Here is an 18602-nt window from a genome sequence, read left to right as displayed (position 1 = left end):
TCCGATGCGCCGCACCCTCCTTCTTGCCGGCACCATGCTGGCACTTGCTGCTCCTGCCTTCGCCCAGGACGCCGCCACACCTCCCGCCGCTTCGGGGATTTCGGGCCTTGGCATCCGCAATATCGGATCTGCCGAAATGTCGGGCCGCATTGCCGCGATCGATGCCGTGCAAGGCAAGGATGGCAAGGTTACCATGTATATCGGCGCTGCATCCGGCGGCGTCTGGAAGTCCGAGGACGGCGGCACCACGTTCCGCCCGGTCTTCGACAAGCAACCGGTCCAGTCGATCGGTGCGGTGGCGATCGACCCCTCGAACCCCAGCACCATTTGGGTCGGCACCGGCGAGAGCTGGACGCGCAATTCGGTGTCGATCGGCGACGGCGTCTACAAGTCGACCGATGGTGGCGACAACTGGACCCGGATGGGCCTGCCCAAGACCGAGCGGATCACCAAGATCGTCGTCCATCCGACCAATAGCGACATCGTCTATGTCTGCGCGCCCGGCGCGCTCTGGTCGGACAGCCCGGACCGCGGCCTTTACAAGACCACCGATGGCGGCGTCACCTGGACGCAGATCCTGAAGGGCAGCAACCTTTCCACCGGTTGTTCTTCGGTCGCGCTCGATCCGGCCAATCCCGATCGGGTGATGGCCGGCCTGTGGGATTTCCGCCGCAAGGGCTGGACCTTCCGCTCGGGCGGAGAGGGGCCGGATGCGGCCTCGGGCAGCGCCATGAAGATATCGAACGATGGCGGTCGGACCTGGGCAGCGATGGACGCCAGCACCACAAAGGGTCTGCCCAAGGGGCCTTGGGGGCGGATCGAGGCGGTGTTCTCGCCGGCGGACCCCAACCGGGTCTACGCCTTTATCGAAAGCGAGCGTTCCGCGCTGTACGTGTCCGAAGACGGCGGCAAGAGTTTCGAGGAGCGCGATCGCAGCCGCAACATGGTCTGGCGGCCGTTCTATTTCAGCAAGATCGTGCCCGATCCCAAGGACGCCAACCGGCTGTTCAAGATGAACCTCAACATGATCGTGTCCGATGACGGCGGCAAGAGCTTCGCCAATGCATCGGGCGGTAGCCATGGCGACTGGCACGACATCTGGATCAACCCGGCCAATACCAAGCATATCGTCGGCGGCGACGATGGCGGTCTGTGGATCAGCCACGATGGCGGCAGCAAATGGGTGAAGAGCTTCAACCTGCCGATCAGCCAGTTCTATCATGTCAGCATCGACGACAAGGACCCCTATCAAGTCTATGGCGGATTGCAGGACAATTCGAGCTGGGTGGGCGACAGCGAATATCCCGGCGGCATCACCAACAGCCGCTGGGAGAATCTGTATGGCGGCGATGGCTTCTGGGTGTTCCCCGATCCGGCGGACCCGGATTATGTCTATGCCGAATATCAGGGCGGCAATATCGCGCGGATCAACCGCAAGACGCTCGAATCGCGCGATATCCAGCCCAAGGGCGGCTACAAGGAAAAGCTGCGGTTCAACTGGAACACCCCGATCGCGCTCTCGCCGCACGAAAAGGGGACGATCTATATCGGCAGCCAGTTCCTGTTCCGCACGCGCGATCACGGCACGACCTGGGACCGGATCTCGCCTGACCTGACCACCAACAATCCCGCGCGCCAGCAGCAGGAAAAGTCGGGCGGCATCACCGTCGACAACTCGTCGGCGGAAATGCACACGACCATCTATTCGATCTCGGAAAGCCCAATCACGGCCGGGCAGATCTGGGTCGGCACCGATGACGGCAATGTCCAGCTGACGCGCGACGGCGGCCAGAACTGGACCAATGTTGGCAAGGCGATGAAGCTCGGCCCCGATGTCAGCATCGCCTGGGTCGAGGCGAGCCGGCATGATCCGGCGGTGGCCTATGTCGCGGTCGACCGGCACAGCTTCGGCGACATGGCGCCCTATATCCTGAAGACCGCCGATTACGGCAAGAGCTGGACCCGGCTGGTCGGTCCGGCCACCCCGGGCGTGCGCGGCTATGCGCATGTCGTCAAGGAAGACCGGCTGAGCCCCGACATCCTGTTCGTCGGCACTGAATTCGGCCTGTTCATCTCGCGCGACAAGGGAGCGAACTGGGAGGAATTCCGGCCCGGCAACTTCCCCGCAGTGGCGGTGCGCGACATCGCCGTGGCGTCGCAGGGCGATGACCTGGTGCTGGCCACGCACGGCCGCGGCATCTGGATCATCGACGACATCAGCCCGGTCCGGGCTCTGAGCCCCGAAGTCGTGGCCAGCGATGTGACGCTGATCCGCTCGGAACCCGTGCAGCAGCGGATCCGCGGCAGTGGCGGCTGGCCCGAAGGGGATGCGACCTATGTCGGGCAGAACCCGGTCGATGGGGCGGTCATCACCTATTATCAGAAGGCCCGGCACGTGCTGGGGCGGATGAAGCTGGAAATCATCGATCCCAATGGAAAGGTGATCGACGAGCTGCCGACATCGAAGCGCAAAGGGCTGAACCGCGTGGTCTGGTCGATGCGGACCAAGCCGCCGCAAGTGCCGCCCGCAGCATCGCTGGCCTTCGCCTCGACCCAGGGGCAGCGGGTGATGCCGGGCACCTATACGGTGCGGCTGACCAAGGCCGGCAAGGTCACTGAAATGCCGCTGGTGGTCGGTCTGGACAAGCGTGCCAAGTTCACGACGGCCGATCGCCAGGCGCAATATGATGCGGCTGAACGCGTGAAGGGCCTGTTCGTGCGGATGAGCGCGCTGACCGCAGGCCTGAACGCCGTGAAATCGCAGGCCCAGGCGGTGGCCAACAATGAATCGACCTCGGCTGCCAACAAGGCCAAGGCGCTGGCGCTGGTCGGCAAGGCCGATGCGCTGCGCAAGCAGGTCGTCGCCACCACCGAAGGCGGCGCGATCACCGGCGAGGAACGCCTGCGCGAGAATATGGACATGGCTTATGGCGCGATCACCGCGACCGAGGCGCGGCCGACCAGCTATGCGCTGGCGCGGGTCGATGCGCTGGAAAAGGAGCTGGCCGAGGTCGAATCCGGCTTTGCCGCGCTCAAGGCAGGCGATGCTGCGGCGCTGAACCTGGCACTGCAGGCAGACGGCGTGCCCGCGATCGACCTGGCCGCTGTCCTGCCGCGCGCCGATGATGCACGCGGTGGTCCGGCGGCGGCGGTGGGCAGCTTCATGCTCGGCACCCGCTATACGGGCTCGATGAGCGCCTTGCGCACCAGCCGCAAGCGTAACTGAGCCCAGCCTGTTCCGACCGTCGCGCTTCTGGCGCAGCGGTCGGCAGGCTTAGGATAATCCTGCTTGCCGCGTGGAAACGGACCGGCGCGGCCGAGCGCCGGGCGGTGCCATTGCGCGCACCGAAAGGCGCCAATTGACCCGCTGCGTGCGTGGCTGTGGCAACCAAAACCGCAGCTGCGATTAATCCATGTTATAATTTTTCTGCGTGCTCGGAACCCGACCTCATCGGCGACGTATTCAACAGACGTTGAATTAGCTCGGCCGTGTCGCGCCGAACGCTTGGAAGGCACATGGCAGATCGCAAGAATCCCGGACGCCCCAGAGATAATGGGCGAGATGTCGGCGCCGCCCTGCTCGAGGCGGCAAGGACGCACTTTGCCGCCAAGGGCTATGAGGCCACGCCGCTGCGCCTGATCGCGGCCGATGCCGGGGCGGATGTCGCGCTGATATCCTATCATTTCGGCGGAAAGCTGGGGCTGTGGAAGGCGCTTGTTGCAAGCGCGGCGGCCCAATTGTTCGATGCGCTGAGCGCGGCCGAAAGCGGGGAGGGCGGCTCCTCACCTGCCGCGCGGCTGCGCAGGATCATGGCCGCGTATATCGCGCATCTGTTGGCCCATCCGGAAGTCCCGCGTCTCATTCTGCGCGATATCACGGTCGACTCGGATCGATCGGACTGGCTGCTGCGCGAACTGTCCGCTCCGCTCCATCAGCGCTTCTACGATCTGGCGCGCGCTGCTGCGCAGTCGCTGGCAAGGCCGACGCTCCATCTCGAGTTCAGGGTCGCCAACTTCATCTATGCGGCAGCCAGCAGCGTCGCCCGGCGCGAGCGGCTGACGAGACTGGTCGAGGGCATGAAGGACGACCAAAGGTTCGGCGACGCGCTCGAGCTGGTGCTGATCGACGAGGTGCTCGACTGTGGCTGAGCCCCCGCGTCCCCTGATCGACAAGGCCGACGGCTATGCGTTCAAGCCGCACGAGATGCCGATCCTGCCCGGATCGCCTGCCAATCCCGATCATCCGCCCCGAAGAAAGGCCGCCTATCTGGCCATCGGCGTGTTCATCGGCCTGGTCGGCGGCGCGCAGAACGGCTTTCTGCTGGCGAACACGCCCGCGCTGCAGGCCGAGTTCGCGCTGACCCCGGTCGAGGCGGGCTGGATGACGGTGGCGTTCTACGCGACCTATGCCACGATGAGCATGCTGCTGTTCCGCGTCCGGCAGGAATTCGGCATCCAGCTCTTCGTCCGCTGGGCGATGGCGGGGCTGGTGCTCGCCAATTTCGTGCAACTGATCGGTCCGGGCTATCATGCCGAGCTGGCCGCGCGCGCGGTGGCGGGAATCGCCGCGAGCGGGCTGTCGGCGCTCACCATCTATTATCTGATGCAGGGGCTTCCGGCGGCGATGCGCACCGTCGGCCTCGTGCTCTCGCTCGGCCTGACCCAGATCGCCTTTCCGCTCACCCGGGCGCTCTCGCCCGCGCTGCTGGTCGATGGCGACATGGCGCATGTCTTCCAGTTCCAGTTCGCGCTGTCGCTGCTCGGGCTCGCCTTTGTCTATCTGCTGCGCCTGCCACCGGGGGTCCGCAAGCTAACATTCGAGAAGCTCGACATTCCCAGCATGGCGTTGTTCGTGCTGGGCGTCGCCTCGCTATGCGCATTCCTGATCCTTGGTCGCATCGTGTGGTGGGACGCGCCCTGGCTCGGCTATGCGGTGGCACTGGCGGTCATCGGCCTGGGCGGTTGTCTGCTGATCGAGGCCAATCGCAAGAGCCCGATGCTCGATCTGAGCTGGCTGTCGAGCCGCGCGATCCTGAGCATCGCGGCGATCGGCGCGACCGTACGCATCCTGGTGGCCGAGCAGGGCTTCGGCGCGAGCGGCATGTTCACCGCGCTCGGCTATGGCAACGAGCAGCTGACCGGCTATTTCTGGGTGCTCACCGGTGCGACGGTCGCGGGCATGCTGCTGTCGGTGATCCGGCTCGACCCCAAGGACCTCACCCGTCCGGTGCTGTTTGCCGTGCTGGTCATCGGCGTCGCCGCCTTTGCCGATACCCGCACCGGCGTCATGAGCCGCCCGCAGGACCTGTATCTGTCGCAAGCGGCAATCGCCTTTGCCGCGGTGTTCGCCATGGGGCCGGTGCTGATGCAGGGCATGCTGCGCGCGCTGGCGGCGGGTCAGAACATGATCATCAGCTTCATCGCCATCTTCTCGCTGTCGCAATCGGTCGGCGGCCTGGCGGGGATCGCGCTGCTGTCGGCCTTCCACACAGTTCGGCTGAAGACGCATCTGATCGATGCCGGAACGACGCTGGCGATGAGCAACGCCCAGCTCTCGCAGGCCTTTTCGAACGCTGCGCAGCGCACGGTCCCGCTTCAGCAGGATCCGGCGCTGGTGCAGCAGGCGACCTCGGCCAGCATCTCCGCGCAGATCGGGCGCGAGGCCGCGGTGCTCGCATTCAACGACGTCTTCTTCCTCATCGGCACGCTCTCGGCGATCACCTTCGTCGCGCTGTTCGTGCCTTGGGTGATCAACAAGATTCGCGGGCGCAATCCGCTCGCCAAGGAACTCGCCTTTATCGAGGCCATGCGCGCAAGGAACGAGCCATGACATCCACCAACCCGCAAGCCGCCACCACCGAAGCATCGAGCAGCACGGCCGCACCTGCACCGCCTGAAAAGGGCTGGTCGCCGCAACTGTCGCGCCAGCGCGTGCTGGTTGCCAGCGTGCTGATCGTGATCGGCGTGCTCGTCGCGCTATTCTCCTGGGGATTGCCGCCCTTTGCCGGGGGCGACCAGACCACCAACAACGCCTATGTGCGCGGGCGCACGACCATCGTCAGCCCGCAGGTCGCAGGTTATCTGGTCGAGGTCCGCGTCGCCGATTTCCAGAAGGTGGAACAGGGCCAGCTGCTCGCGCGCATCGATGCAACGCCCTTCCGCGAAAAGGTGCAGCAGGGCGCGGCAAACATAGCCGCGCAAAAGGCCAACCTCGCCAATAGCGAGCAGAGCCTGCGCTCGGCCCAGGCCCAGCTGCAGCTTCAGGACGCCGCCGTGGCGAGCGCGCAGGCCGGCTATCAGAAGGCCCAGGCCGACATGAACCGGATCAACGAGCTGGTCGACGAAGGGTCGGTCTCCCTGCGCGAGCGCGATCAGGCGCTGGCAGCACTGCGGCAGTCGCAGGCTGGCGTGCGCCAGGCCCAGGCGCAGCGCGCGATCGCGGCCGAGAATGTGCGTTCGGTCCGCGTGGGCCGGGGTGCGCTCGAGGCGCAGGTACTGGGCGCCGAAGCCTCGCGCGATCTGGCCGCGTTCGAGCTCTCGCGCACCGAAATCCGCGCGCCGCGGTCGGGTCGGCTGAGCGAGATCACCGCGCGCGAAGGCCAGCTGGTCAGTGCGGGCACGCAGCTGATGTACATCGTGCCCGACGAACTGTGGGTCGTCGCCAATTTCAAGGAAGCGCAGACCGAGAACATGGCGGTCGGCCAGCGCGCGACGCTCGAGGTCGATGCGCTGGGCGGGGCAAAGCTTACCGGACGGGTCCAGAGCATCGCGCCCGCAGCCAGCAGCGAGTTCAGCATCGTCAAGCCCGACACTGGCGCAGGCAATTTCGTCAAGGTGCCGCAGCGGATAGCCGTGCGCATCGTGCTTGATCGCGGTCAGAAGATCGCCCGACGGCTTGGTCCCGGCATGTCCGTGGTCGCCACCGTACACACCGGGGAGTGAGGCCGATGCGCAGCCCTCTCATCGCCGCGCTTACTGGTGCGCTGCTGCTCTCCGCCTGCGCCCCCGCGCTGCAAGACGCGCCGCAGGGTGCGTCGGTCGTCGCGCCGGTCGCCTGGCGCACCGATCTTGGCGTCTCCGCTCCGGTCGAGGCGCAATGGTGGCAGGCCTTTGGCGATCCGCAGCTGGCCGCGCTGGTCGAAAAGGCCCGCGCCAACAATCCTGATGTCCAGATCGCCGCAGCGCGGGTCGAGGAAGCCCGCGCCACCGAGCGCGGCTCGCGCGGGCTGCTGCTCCCCTCGCTGGGCCTGGGCGTTGATGGTGCGGCGCGGCGCGAAGTCTCGCCCTTCGGGCAGGGATTGAACTCGGTCGCCGCGCAACCGGCGTTCCGGGCGAGCTACGAGCTCGATCTTTTCGGGAAGAATGCCGCTAGGGTCGATGCGGCGCGTGCCAATGTCGCTGCGAGCGAGGCCAGCGAGGAGGCAGCACGGCTTGCGGTCGCCGCAGCCACCGCAACGGGCTATGTCACGCTGCTCGCGCTCGATGCGCGCCTGGTGGTGCTCGACGAGACGGTGGCAGCGCGGCAGCAGGCGCTCAAGTTCGCACGCGACCGCGCCGAGGTCGGCTATACCTCGCAGCTCGAACTGCGCCAGGCCGAGGCTGAATATCAGGCTGCGGTCCAGCTGGTGCCGCAGCTCAAGGCGCAGATCGCACGGCAGGAAAATGCGCTCGCGGTGCTGACGGGCGAGCTGCCCGGGGCGATCGCGCGCGGCGGGACGCTCGATGCCCTGCGCCAGCCGGCGGCGCCCGCGACCCTGCCTGCCGAGCTTCTTCGCCGCCGCCCCGATATTGCGGCCGCCGAATATCGCATCGCCGCAGCGGACGCGCAGATGCGAACCGCCCGTGCGCAGTTCATGCCCTCGATCAATCTGGGCGCGAGCGCAGGCCTCGCGATTTCGGACCTGCTCGCCGACCCGATCAGCCTGTGGTCGCTCGGCGGCAGCATCCTCGCGCCGATCTTCCAGGGCGGCCGGCTCACCGCGCAGCTCGACGGCGCGACCGCGCAGCGCGATCAGGCCGCCTGGGCCTATCGCTCGGCGGCGCTCAACGCGTTTCGCGAGGTCGAGGATCGGATGGCGGTGCTCGCCAATCTGACCGAACAGGAAACGTCCCTGCGCGCCCAGCGGGTCGCCGTGGCAGATGCGCTGCGCCACGCTTCCAACCGATACCGGGCCGGCTATACCGCCTATATCGAGCAGGTGGATGCGCAGCGCGCGCTGCTGGGAGTCGATCTGTCGCTGATCCAGACCAAGGCTGACGAACTGACGACACTGGTCGGCCTGTATCAGGCAGTAGGGGGCGCACCGGGCTGACCATTTCGCATCCATCTTCCCCTGTCCCAGAGCTTGAAGCCGATGACAGGAGCATGGGCATGGCGTAGGGCAGGGGCGAGCCTCTTGCGAAGGCAAGGGCGATCGGTCAACGCTGGACGTCAGACAGCGACAAATGGGATGGAGCAGAACGATGCAGGCACGCCAGGCGATAATCCGGTCCAATGGTGGCCCCGAGGTGATCGAGTGGCAGACGGTCGAGCTTTCCGCTCCAGGACCCGGCGAGGTGACGCTGCGCCAGACCGCGGTCGGGCTCAATTATATCGATACCTATCACCGGCGCGGGATCTACCCCGTCGATCTTCCTGGCGGCCTGGGCCTTGAAGCTGCCGGCATCGTCGAGGCGGTCGGCGAGGGGGTCGAGGGGCTGAGCGTCGGTGATCGCGTGGCGACCTTCGGTCCGGCGCGCGGGGCCTATGCCGATATCCGCAACCTTCCTGCCGCCAGCCTGTTCAGGTTGCCCGAGGATATTTCGGATGATGTCGCCGCCGCCGCGCTTCTCAAGGGGTGCACCACCGAATTCCTGGTCGAACGCTGCGCGCGGGTCGAGCCGGGCCAGGCGGTGCTGGTCCATGCCGCGGCGGGCGGGGTCGGGCTGCTGCTGGTGCAATGGCTCAAGGCCGTCGGCGCGACCGTGATCGGTACCGTCAGCAACGATGAAAAGGCAGCACTCGCGCGCGGGGCAGGCGCCGACCATATCGTCATCTACACCCGCGAGGATACGGCGCGCCGCGTGCGCGAGCTGACCGGCGGTGGGGGCGTGCGCGTGGTCTTTGACGGCGTGGGGCTCGATACCTGGGAAGCCTCGCTGGACAGCACGGGACGGCGCGGACTGATCGTTTCCTACGGCAATGCAAGTGCGCCGGTAACCGGCGTCAATCTCGGCATTCTGGCGAGCAAGGGATCGCTCTACAGCACCCGGCCGACGCTGTTCGATTATTATGCCGATCCGGCCGAGCGCGAGGCGGGCGCGGCGCGGCTGTGGCAGATGATCCGTGCGGGCAAGGTCAAGGTGACCATCGGCCAAACCTATCCGCTCGATCAGGCCGAACAGGCGCATCGCGACCTGGAAAACCGCGCGACCACTGGCTCGACGCTGCTGCTCCCGTAAATTGCCGGTCGGGCGCCGTTGGATAGGCCACTGCCGGAACCGGCAGGCTCAATCCACCGGCGGAACGCCTTCGGGATACCAGGAAACCTCGACGCGCAGACCGTCAGGATCGGGCATGAACAGCGCGACGATGCCGTCGCCGAACTGCTGCAGCCGCGCCTCATGGCCCAGATTGGTCATGTGCGCGGCCAGGGCTTCGACGAAACCGGGATCGGGCGCGGTGAAGCCCAGATGGTTCAGCCCCGCTCCATAGCGTTCATAGGGGCGCGTTTGGGCCTTGGCCGTGCGAAACTGCAGGTACAAGCCATTGGCATTGTGCCAGATGCCTGGCTTGGCGCGCTCGAAACCGAGCCAGGGCAGCAGCGCGCCATACCAGGCCGCGCTTGCTTCGGCATCGCGGCTCAAGATGGTGAGGTGGTCCAGCGGCAGCGGGGACATCGGCATCATGCTTCCTTCGCTGGCAACCAGAGCGGGCCGACCAGGATCAGCAATACGGCCACGTTGAAGAGCGCGTTGATCGGCTGACCCGACGCAATCGAGCCTGTGCTGTCGAGCAGGAACCAGCCGAGCAGTCCCGCCAGCACCGCCTGGCGGACCGGCTCCGGAGCGTGCCGGTGGACGCGCGTGGCGAGGAACCAGATCATCACGCCCCAGCCGAGGAGAAATCCGCCGGTGAGCGCGGAGAGAAAGCGCGTGGTCGGCGCGGCAAAATCCTGCGCGCCGTCGATTGGCCAGGCGAGAATGTCGAGCGACCAGCGCGCTGGCGCCGCGATGCTCTCCATGGTGCCGGTCGCGAAGATCGGGCCGAATATGGCCACGGCGAAGGCGGTGAATTTCAACCAGCTGCGGTGCTGGGTCTCGTTCATGAACAAATGCTCTCGAATGCCTGCCAACGGATTTTGTAATAGTCGCTACATCGAATTCGATGCGGAGGGAAGGCGGGTTACACCGCCGTGCATCATGGTAGTAGAATATCGGTCAGCGCCTGTTCGACGGCGTCGGCTTCGGCCTCGCCGCCGGTCATGTCGAAAATCGCGATGCCATCGATCAGGGCGAGCAGGAATGCGGCGCGCTGGCGTCTGGCCGGTCCCGGTGGACCTTCCAGCCTGGCTTCGATCCAGGCCATCAGCTGATGCAGGATCGCCGTGGCGATGGCGGGGAATGGCTGCTCTTGCCGTGCTGCTGCCGCTACCATGTCCAGCCACAATCGCATGGTCGGGCGCATGGCGGGCGTGCGCACCAGCGCACTCGCCTGTTGCAGCAGCACATGCGGCGGTAGCCGCTCGGGCGGCAGCGCCTGGTCTAGCGCGCTCGAAAACTGCTCGGCGACTCGCCCAAGCACCAGGGTCATGATTTCTGCCTTGTCGGCGAAATAATAGAGCAGCATCCGGTCGCTGGTGCCGCACGCAGCCGCCAGCTGCCTGAGGCTGGTTTGCGCCAGGCCGGCTGTCAGCAGATGATCCGCCAGCATCTGGATCACTTTCTCGCGCTGGTCCTGACGATTGGCCATGGCGATCCTTGTAATAACTGCTACAATCCCGTAAACTTATGGGATTGCGGCCGATGACGTGCCGCTGACCGCTATCGTGACGATTTGGAGGGCGATATGCAAATGCGCCGTGCTGCCGAAGACGTGATCGGTGTCATCCGGCCCAAGGCTCCCGGCCTCTCGCTGCAAAGGGCGCGTTGAACATGCGGGCGTCAGGCACGACCAACGGAATCGCCTGGATTGCTGCGGGGCGGATGCGAGCCGACAGGCCCAGCCTGTTGTTCATCCACGGGGCGGGCGGCAACAGCGCAGGCTGGTGGCAGCAGTTCGATCATTTTGCGCCGCACCGTCATGTGGTTGCGATCGATTTGCCGGGCTTCGGCCGATCCGATCTGCCATCGCCCGACAGCGATCCGGTCGCGGCGATGGTACAAGGCGCCGCCGGCGTGTGCGAAGCGCTCGGGCTTACGCGCATAGATCTGGTGTGCCAGTCGCTCGGCGGCTGGGCCGGCCTGCGCCTGGCCCTGTCGCGGCCCGATCTGGTGAACGCGCTGGTATTGTGCTGCACCCTGGCGGGGATTGCCCATCCGCCCGGGCTTGCGGCCTTTCGCGAGGCGACAGCGCACATGGACGAACGGGGCCCAGCAGCGCTGGGGTTGCAGCCGCAGTTCGAAATCGACGAACCGGCCAAGGCCTTGCTCTATCGTCATATCGCGGCGGCCAATGCGCCGCTGGATCCGGCCTGGGGGCAGCGCCTGTTCGCGCCCGAGGTGCTGATCGCGCCTGGCCGGCTTGCCGAACTCGCTGCGCCGGCAACGCTGATCATGGGTGCCTGCGATCCGATCTGGCCACCCGACAGCCTCACCGGCATGCTGGCAACGGCGGGGGCGCGTGAAGTCGTCATGCCCGGGGCGGGACATTCGCCCTATTTCGAGCAGCCGGGTGCCTTCAATGCCGTGCTGGCGGACGCGCTGGGTGTTCCGGCATGAAGGCCGGTGTTCGCCTGGTCCCGGGCGGGCCGGGCGATGCCTCAGGCCGCAGGCTAGGCTGGAGAATCGGGGGCAAGCAAGGGGTCCGCTGCAAAGGCGCGGCTCAGGAAATCGATCAGGCTGCGCGTGCGCGCCGGGACATAGCGGCCCGGGGGCAGCACGATATGGATCGGCATGCGCACCGGTTCATGCTCGACCAGGATATGTTCGAGCTGGCCTGCCGCAATCGCATCCTCGAACAGCCAGCGTGCATTCACCGCGACACCCAGTCCGGCGACAGCGGCAGCGCGCACGAGATGCGGGCTGTCGGCGCGGAAGCTGCCATGGATCTCGACCGACGACCCATCCTCGAACGCCCAGCGCGATCCGGTGCCCAGCAGCGAGTAGACGATGCACTGGTGCTGCGCGAGATCGGCCGGGCATTGCGGGCGGCCGGCCCGCGCGAGATAGCCGGGCGCGGCGACCGCGATGCGCCGCGCCACGCCGATCCTGCGGGCGATGAGACGACTATCGGCGAGCTGGCCGACGCGCACCGCCAGGTCGAGATTGTCCGCAACCAGATTGAGCGCATGGTCCGAGGCGGTGAAATCGATCTCGATCCTGGGATTTTCCGCCATGAACCGCGTCAGCATCGCGATAAGGCGGCTCTCGGCCAGTGTCAGCGGTGCGGTCACGCGGACGATGCCCTCTGCTTCCCCCTCGAGCCCGACCGAGGCCTCGGCCGCTTCGATCGTATCCAGCGCGCTCATCGCCTTTTCGTAAAAGCGCGCGCCATCGGTGGTCAGCGTCAGCGATCGCGTGGTCCGGTTGAACAGCCGTGTCTTGAGATGCGCCTCGAGCGCGGCGACGTGTTTCGACAGGGTCGACTGGCTGCTGCCTATCCGCGCCGCAGCGGTGGAAAAGCTGCCTGCATCGGTCACGGCGGCGAAGCTTTTCATCCAGATTGCGATATCGGCCATCGGGTCTCGCCATGCAGAAAGCGCGGATAAGGGCTTGAGGGCAAATTAATTCGATTACGGACTAAATGATAGTCAGATCGTCACAATTGACGCCTGTTTATCGTTAGATCACTGTGCCACTTGCTGCGAAAGTCAGGGGTTGTCCGGCGGAAAACGGGGATTTTCTGGCTGTACCGCCCGGAGCGCCTTTGATGGAAATGCATCAGGTCCGATATTTTCTGGCGGCGGCGCGGACGCTCAATTTCACGCGCGCGGCGGAGGAGTGCAATGTCACTCAGCCTTCGCTCACGCGTGCCATCCAGAAGCTGGAAGAGGAATTCGGCGGGCAGCTGTTCCGGCGCGAACGGTCGCTGACGCATCTGACCGAACTGGGGCGGCAGATGGTGCCGCATCTGCAGCGCACCTATGACGCGGCGCAGGCGGCCAAGCTGCTCGCGCGGGGCATCGGCAGGCAGGTACATGCCCCGGTGACGCTCGGGGTGTCCGGGGCGGTTTCCGAACAGCTGGGCAAGGCGCTGGCACAGGTGATGGAGGGGCTGCCCGGCTTTCAGCTGTCGCTGCTCAAGGCGGATGCCGCCAGCCTGTTGCAGAGCCTGTTGAAGGGCGAGGTCGATGCTGCCGTGTTGCCCGAGCCCGGCGATCCGCCCGAGCGCCTGGACACCATCGTGCTGTCCCGCCAGGAGCTCACCGCTGTTGCCCCGATCGATTGCCCGGTGGCGCAGCAGCCCGCGGTCGAGCTGCCCGAACTGGCGGCGCTCGCCTGGATCGACGGCGACGCGCATGTCGCGGCTGAGTTTACCGCCTTGTGCGCGGAGGCCGGATTGCGTCCGGAATTCCGCCATAGCGCCAATCTCGAGGGCGATGTGGTGGATCTGGTCGCCAACGGGCTGGGCTGCGCCTGGGTGCCGGCAGGCCTGGCCTTGCCGGATCGTGTCAGGCCGGTCGCAGTCCAGGGCGTTGTCATGACGCGCACGACCGTTTTTGCGACCGTATCTGGCCGCAAGCGATCGGTGGCGACCGATGCGCTGGTGCGGGCGATCCGCGCCCGGGCCTGGGGCTGAGCGCGCTTACCCGCCCGATCGGCTCAGGGCCTCGACGACCGCAATCACGGCATTGGGGTCGGCGCGCCGACGGAAATCGGGATCGATATTGGCGAAGCGAACGATGCCGCTGCGATCGATGACATAGGTCGCGGTGATCGGCAGCAGCTGGCCGGAATTACCATAGATCGCGCCGAGATCGAGTCCGGCATCGGCATAGCGCCGGTTCAGATCCGCCCCGATCGGAAAGGCCAGCCCCAGCAGCAGGGCGAGGCCGTGATCGACATCGCACAACATTGTCGCTCCGGGCGCGATCTCCCGCCGGAACTCCTCTGCCCGGCCGCCGGTCTCGGCGCTGATCGCTACGAACCTGCCCCCTGCGGCCTCGAGTCGGGGCATCGCGTCGTGCCAGGTGCTGAGCTCGCGCGCGCAGAACGGGCACCAGCGCCCTCTCAGGAAGCTGAGCACCAGGGGCCCCCGATCGAGTAGCTGGGGCAGCGTGACATGATGCCCGTGGGAATCGGGCAGCGCGAAATCGGCGAAGCGATCGCCGATGCGGGGAGCCCGCGAACCGGCGCCCGACTGGCACAGCCGCGCGACAAGATCATTGGTCGGCTGTTCCCATGGGTCATGTGCGGCAGGGCAGGGATCGCGGTCGGGCTGAGGGGTGAGGGTCATCCGCAGGATCATGCACCCTGCCGCCGCGTTTGCAAATGGTGGCAGCGTGCATGGGTTTCATGCCCTGCGGTCATGGCAAGCGCGCTGGTCACGTCAGCGCGACGAGTACTGCCTCGGAAATCCAGCGTTGCAGCATCGCACCTGCCTGCGCCGCTGCCGCTTCGCTTCCTGCGGAGCTCTTGGCGAGCATGGCACAGATCGCGCCGAAGCTCTCGCCCCGCATCGCCAGCCCCAGCGCATCGAGCTCGACAAATTCGATCGTCTGAAAGCGCGGCACCAGGCCCTGCCGCCAGACGGTCAGCACCGCTTCGCTCGGCAGCCGATCGGCCGGTGGCGGGTCGGCCTCGCCATCGTCGAGCGCTTGCCAGATCAGCGCGACATTGGTGACGATCGGGCGGCTTGCCAGCGTCGGGTTGATCACCAGCCGCGCGCGGTCCCAATCGACCTCGGCCAGCCCGGCAAGGTCCAGTTCCGGGCTGTCGGGGCCGTTGAAGGCCGCGCGCAACGTCCAATCGAGCCAGGCGAGTTCGGCGACTTCGGGATGGTCGGGATAAAGCGCGGACAGCGTCTCGTCGAAGCCCGCGCCATAATCGGCCAGCGTCCAGCTCGACGGCGGATGAAGCGCGATATGGCGGTCGGCCGCCTGTTCGAAGCGCGCATCGCCCAGCCATGCGTGCGTTCGCTCGAACACGTCGCGCAGCGCGGCGCCCAGCGTCGCGCGATGCGCGAAATGATAGACGCCGAGACCCCGTTGGGCGGCCGGAGCGACGCTCGCGAGCGGGGTCGCCCTGTCGCTGCGCAGGAACGAGCAGAACTCGCTTTGAAGATCGTGCAGGGTCATGCTGCCAGGCTTTCGCCGGGTTTGGCCAGCCGCCGCGCCAGGGCCAGTTCGTCCAGCAGCGTCTCCAGCGGCGGAACATCGTCGTCGCGCTCGATCATCACGGCCACCTTGCCGAGCATGGGCATCGCCTGAGCGTAAAGCGCCCAGACCGGATCGGGAACGGGATGGTCGTGCGTATCGATCAGCAGGCCGTCCTGCCCGGCGCTGTGCCCGGCGAGATGGACCTGGCGTACGCGTTCGAGCGGGATGCCGGCCAGATAGGCGAGCGGATCGAAGCCGTGATTGGTGGCGCTGACATAGATGTTGTTGATGTCGAGCAGCAGATAGCAGCCGGTTCGGCGTGTAAGCTCGGCAAGGAACTCCCATTCTGCCATCGCGTCATCGGCAAAATGGATATAGCTCGACGGGTTCTCGATCAGCAGCGGCCGATCGAGCAGGTCCTGTGCCAGCGCGATATTGCGCGCGGCGATTTCGAGCGCCTCGCGGGTATAGGGCAGGGGCAGCAGGTCGTGCGAATTGAAGCCATCGACGCCGGTCCAGCACAGGTGATCCGACACCCAGAGCGGCTCGATGCGGTCGGCCAATCGCTTCAGCCGGGCGAGATAATCGGCCCTGAGGCCGTCGGCAGACCCGATCGACATCGAGACGCCATGCATCGCGACGGGATAGTTCTGGCGCACCCGTTCGAGCAGGTGCAGCGGGCGGCCGCCTTCGCCCATGAAATTTTCCGAGATGATCTCGACGAAATCGACCGGCGCGGTGCCGCTCAGATAGGCGTCGTAATGCTCGGTGCGCATGCCCAGGCCAAAGCCTGCAAATCGGGGAAGCGAGGGCTGGGGCATGGACGGGGCTTTCCGTTAGGCAACCTGGCCTGCAGCGCACGGCTGGGCAGACAATGCCCGGCCTCGCCTTTGCGGAGCCGGGCCTGTCTCAGTCGAGCGGCGCGATTACTTGGGTTCGGTCAGGCTGCCACCCTTGGCGGCGCATTCCTTGGCCGTGGTCGAGATGAACCCGCTGCCCTTGCACGAGTTCTGGCCCTTGCACGAGGTCTTGGCGGTGGCGCAGTCCGATGTGCCCTTGCAAGTGTTGATGCCATAGCAGTGCACCAGATCCTTGGGCTTGGCCTTTTCGGCGGCATGGGCGCTGATGCTGAGGCCGGTCACGGCCAGCATCGCGGCGGTGGCAGCAAGGCTGATGGTCTTTTGAGCGCTATTCATGATCGTGTCTCCGGGAATGGGTCGTTGCGGTGCCTGTCTGGCACTCTTCCGTTCGCGGAGACGCGCTGATCGGTTACAGTCCAGGCCCGGTCACCATCGCAAAAGTCGCGGAGCGCTCACCGCGCCGAGCAGTGTCGCCAGACCGATGCCGAGGCCATACCAGCACAGCACGAAAGCGGCCGATTGTTCGGTGCACGCCAGCGCATAGACCGCGGCGGCGATCGACCCCGAAAGCAGCCCGGCGATCGCGCCGGCCCGCCGCAGATGCACCGGTGCCTGCTGGCGCAGCGACCGGAATATGCCGCCGAGCAGCGGCAGCGAGAGGCCGACTATCCGCCAGGGGCAGGCTTGCCAGCTCTCGCCGAACATCAGTTGTTCTGCGCCCGATTCATGCGCTACGAGCATCTGGCCCAGCGCGACGAACCCCAGCACGGCGGTGATGACCGCCAGCCCGGGCCACAGCGCGACAGGCACGGCAGCCGGTCGCGCGAGTGCCGCCAGGCTGCGCAATGCGATGGCCGCGAGCGCCATCATCGCGCCAGCCTTCAGCAGGAATGCGCAGAGCGTCCAGCCATGATCGATGCCGGGCTGCACGCCCCAGATCGCGAGCACGGCAAGCACCGCCGCGCTGCCGCCGATCAGCGCCCCCCTGACGATTGTCTCGCTCGGGCTTGCGGGGGTCACCGGAGTCAGGTCGTCGCAAAGCGCCTGGATGAGTGCGGCCTGGTTCATGAGATTATGCTGGGTCCAAAAGGCATCGCTGAAATGCGGATGCGCGCCACGGCAGTTGCCATGCAGTCTGTTTCGCAATTGGGGCCGAAGCGGTTACAATTTTGATGAGCCGATTTGCTGTATTGGTCCGCTAATCGCGTAACCTTGTTCGTGACATCAACGAAAACAGCGGCATGGCCCGTTGGCAAGTTACGGACCATCATGCGGCAGCTTCGGCCACACCGTTCCCCCCGAAACCCCGATGGCCAGGCTGCCGCATGCGTGTTCTTGCCCAAGGGATAGTCGGATGAAGCGATCTGGTTACTGGAAATTCGCGCTCCTGGGCGTAGCCTGGCTGCTGGCCGTGCCGCCCGCCAAGGCTGCGTGCAACAGCCCGGTCGCCATGCAGATCCTCGGGTCTGGCGGCCCGATTGCCGAAGGCTCGCGCGCCGGATCGTCCGCGCTGCTCTGGCTCGATGGCAAGGCGGTGCTGCTGATCGATGCGGGCAGCGGCGCCTTTGTGCGCTATGGAGAGGCAGGGGCGCGCTTCGAGGACCATCTAGCCATTGCGATCACGCATTTTCATGCCGATCATGCCGCCGATCTCGACGCGATCCTCAACAGCGGGGGCTTTTCCGACCGGACGGCCGATCTGCCGGTCATCGGTCCGGTGGGCAGCGACTATTTTCCGGGCATGCGCGATCACTTGCGCGCGCTGTTCGATCCGCAGGCGGGGGCCTATCGCTATCTGTCGGGCTATCTCGACGGGAGCGAGGGCAAGGTGAGGCTGCTGCCGGTCGAGGCGTCACCCGATGGCGCGACGCTTGTGTTCGAGGATGTAGCGCGGCAGGTGAAGGTCACCGCCGTTCCGGTCGAGCACGGCGTGGTCCCGGCGCTCGCCTATCTGGTCGAGATACGCGGGCGGACCATCGTCTTTGCGGGCGATCAGAATGCGATGAGCCAAGGCTTTGTCGACGCGCTCGCGGGGCGCAGACCCGACATTCTGGTTGCACACAATGTCATTCCCGAAGGCGAGGGACAGCCGCGCGGGCTGCACCGTCCGCCTGGATCAATTGGCGAGATGGCCGCGGCGATCGATCCGAAACTGCTGGTCCTGTCGCACAACATGCAGCGCGCGCTGGTGCGCCAGCAGGAGGGCGAGGCGGCGATCCGTCAGCATTATAAGGGGCCGATGGTGGTCGCGGACGACCTCGCCTGTTTCGCGCTGTGAGCGGAT

18 protein-coding genes are annotated in these 18602 nt (G+C 66.2%); 9 read left to right on the top strand and 9 right to left on the bottom strand.

What is annotated here, in order from left to right; translation table 11 throughout:
• The first annotated feature begins 4 nt into the window (after positions 1–4).
• From FG486_RS03295 to FG486_RS03270, 6 genes are all read left to right on the top strand, one after another.
• Complete coding sequence (locus tag FG486_RS03295) at positions 5–3226, top strand: WD40/YVTN/BNR-like repeat-containing protein (protein ID WP_181266432.1); 3222 nt, start codon at positions 5–7, stop codon at positions 3224–3226.
• Positions 3227–3516: 290 nt separating this feature from the next.
• Positions 3517–4149 (top strand): TetR family transcriptional regulator, encoded by a 633-nt coding sequence (locus FG486_RS03290; RefSeq protein ID WP_181266431.1) that lies wholly within the window; start codon positions 3517–3519, stop codon positions 4147–4149.
• Complete coding sequence (locus tag FG486_RS03285) at positions 4142–5830, top strand: MFS transporter (RefSeq protein ID WP_338401574.1); 1689 nt, start codon at positions 4142–4144, stop codon at positions 5828–5830. Before FG486_RS03290 ends, FG486_RS03285 begins: the two co-directional genes overlap by 8 nt.
• Entirely contained in the window at positions 5827–6942 is a 1116-nt protein-coding gene (locus tag FG486_RS03280) for an HlyD family secretion protein (RefSeq protein WP_181266430.1), read from the top strand. The genes FG486_RS03285 and FG486_RS03280 overlap by 4 nt, the downstream gene beginning before the upstream one ends.
• Positions 6943–6947: 5 nt before the next feature.
• Entirely contained in the window at positions 6948–8312 is a 1365-nt protein-coding gene (locus tag FG486_RS03275; protein ID WP_181266429.1) for an efflux transporter outer membrane subunit, read from the top strand.
• Positions 8313–8463: 151 nt separating this feature from the next.
• The gene (locus tag FG486_RS03270) at positions 8464–9441 is read left to right on the top strand and encodes a quinone oxidoreductase family protein (protein WP_181266428.1); all 978 of its coding nucleotides are present in this window, start codon (positions 8464–8466) and stop codon (positions 9439–9441) included.
• A gap of 48 nt (positions 9442–9489) precedes the next feature.
• On the opposite strand, the gene FG486_RS03265 is transcribed toward FG486_RS03270, so the two are convergent.
• The 3 genes from FG486_RS03265 to FG486_RS03255 form a co-directional block, all read right to left on the bottom strand.
• Positions 9490–9879, bottom strand: coding sequence for a VOC family protein (locus FG486_RS03265; protein ID WP_181266427.1), 390 nt, complete (start codon positions 9877–9879; stop codon positions 9490–9492).
• 5 nt (positions 9880–9884) lie between these two features.
• A complete protein-coding gene (locus FG486_RS03260) occupies positions 9885–10307 on the bottom strand; it encodes a hypothetical protein (protein ID WP_181266426.1) in 423 nt (140 codons plus the stop codon).
• 92 nt (positions 10308–10399) lie between these two features.
• Positions 10400–10951 (bottom strand): TetR family transcriptional regulator, encoded by a 552-nt coding sequence (locus tag FG486_RS03255; RefSeq protein WP_181266425.1) that lies wholly within the window; start codon positions 10949–10951, stop codon positions 10400–10402.
• A gap of 182 nt (positions 10952–11133) precedes the next feature.
• Here FG486_RS03255 and FG486_RS03250 point away from each other — a divergent pair, with 182 nt between their 5' ends.
• The gene (locus FG486_RS03250; RefSeq protein ID WP_181266424.1) at positions 11134–11919 is read left to right on the top strand and encodes an alpha/beta fold hydrolase; all 786 of its coding nucleotides are present in this window, start codon (positions 11134–11136) and stop codon (positions 11917–11919) included.
• A gap of 53 nt (positions 11920–11972) precedes the next feature.
• On the opposite strand, the gene FG486_RS03245 is transcribed toward FG486_RS03250, so the two are convergent.
• On the bottom strand, positions 11973–12878 hold the full coding sequence (locus FG486_RS03245) for a LysR family transcriptional regulator (protein ID WP_181266423.1): 906 nt from the start codon (positions 12876–12878) through the stop codon (positions 11973–11975).
• Positions 12879–13069: 191 nt separating this feature from the next.
• Between FG486_RS03245 and FG486_RS03240 the strand changes: the two genes are divergently transcribed.
• Positions 13070–13939, top strand: coding sequence for a LysR family transcriptional regulator (locus FG486_RS03240; protein WP_066275672.1), 870 nt, complete (start codon positions 13070–13072; stop codon positions 13937–13939).
• Positions 13940–13945: 6 nt separating this feature from the next.
• Here the strand turns inward: FG486_RS03240 and FG486_RS03235 are convergent, their stop codons facing one another.
• The 5 genes from FG486_RS03235 to FG486_RS03215 all read right to left on the bottom strand — a co-directional run bounded on the left by FG486_RS03235 (position 13946) and on the right by FG486_RS03215 (position 17386).
• Positions 13946–14596 carry a peroxiredoxin-like family protein gene (locus FG486_RS03235; RefSeq protein ID WP_171007755.1) on the bottom strand — a complete coding sequence of 217 codons (651 nt, stop codon included), beginning with the start codon at positions 14594–14596 and terminating at the stop codon, positions 13946–13948.
• A gap of 88 nt (positions 14597–14684) precedes the next feature.
• Positions 14685–15437 carry an HvfC/BufC N-terminal domain-containing protein gene (locus tag FG486_RS03230; RefSeq protein WP_066275681.1) on the bottom strand — a complete coding sequence of 251 codons (753 nt, stop codon included), beginning with the start codon at positions 15435–15437 and terminating at the stop codon, positions 14685–14687.
• Positions 15434–16279, bottom strand: coding sequence for an MNIO family bufferin maturase (gene bufB, locus FG486_RS03225; protein WP_181266422.1), 846 nt, complete (start codon positions 16277–16279; stop codon positions 15434–15436). The genes FG486_RS03230 and bufB overlap by 4 nt, the downstream gene beginning before the upstream one ends.
• A 105-nt stretch (positions 16280–16384) precedes the next feature.
• Positions 16385–16654 (bottom strand): BufA2 family periplasmic bufferin-type metallophore, encoded by a 270-nt coding sequence (gene bufA2 / locus FG486_RS03220; protein ID WP_060980069.1) that lies wholly within the window; start codon positions 16652–16654, stop codon positions 16385–16387.
• Positions 16655–16744: 90 nt separating this feature from the next.
• Positions 16745–17386, bottom strand: a complete 642-nt coding sequence (locus FG486_RS03215) for a DUF1109 domain-containing protein (protein ID WP_181266421.1) — start codon at positions 17384–17386, stop codon at positions 16745–16747.
• A gap of 286 nt (positions 17387–17672) precedes the next feature.
• On the opposite strand from FG486_RS03215, the gene FG486_RS03210 reads away from it, so the two are divergent.
• A complete protein-coding gene (locus FG486_RS03210) occupies positions 17673–18596 on the top strand; it encodes an MBL fold metallo-hydrolase (RefSeq protein ID WP_181266420.1) in 924 nt (307 codons plus the stop codon).
• Positions 18597–18602 lie beyond the last annotated feature (6 nt).

This window comes from Blastomonas ursincola (assembly GCF_013607875.1).
Lineage (GTDB): Bacteria > Pseudomonadota > Alphaproteobacteria > Sphingomonadales > Sphingomonadaceae > Blastomonas > Blastomonas ursincola.
This window is presented reverse-complemented; position numbering and strand designations above follow the sequence as displayed.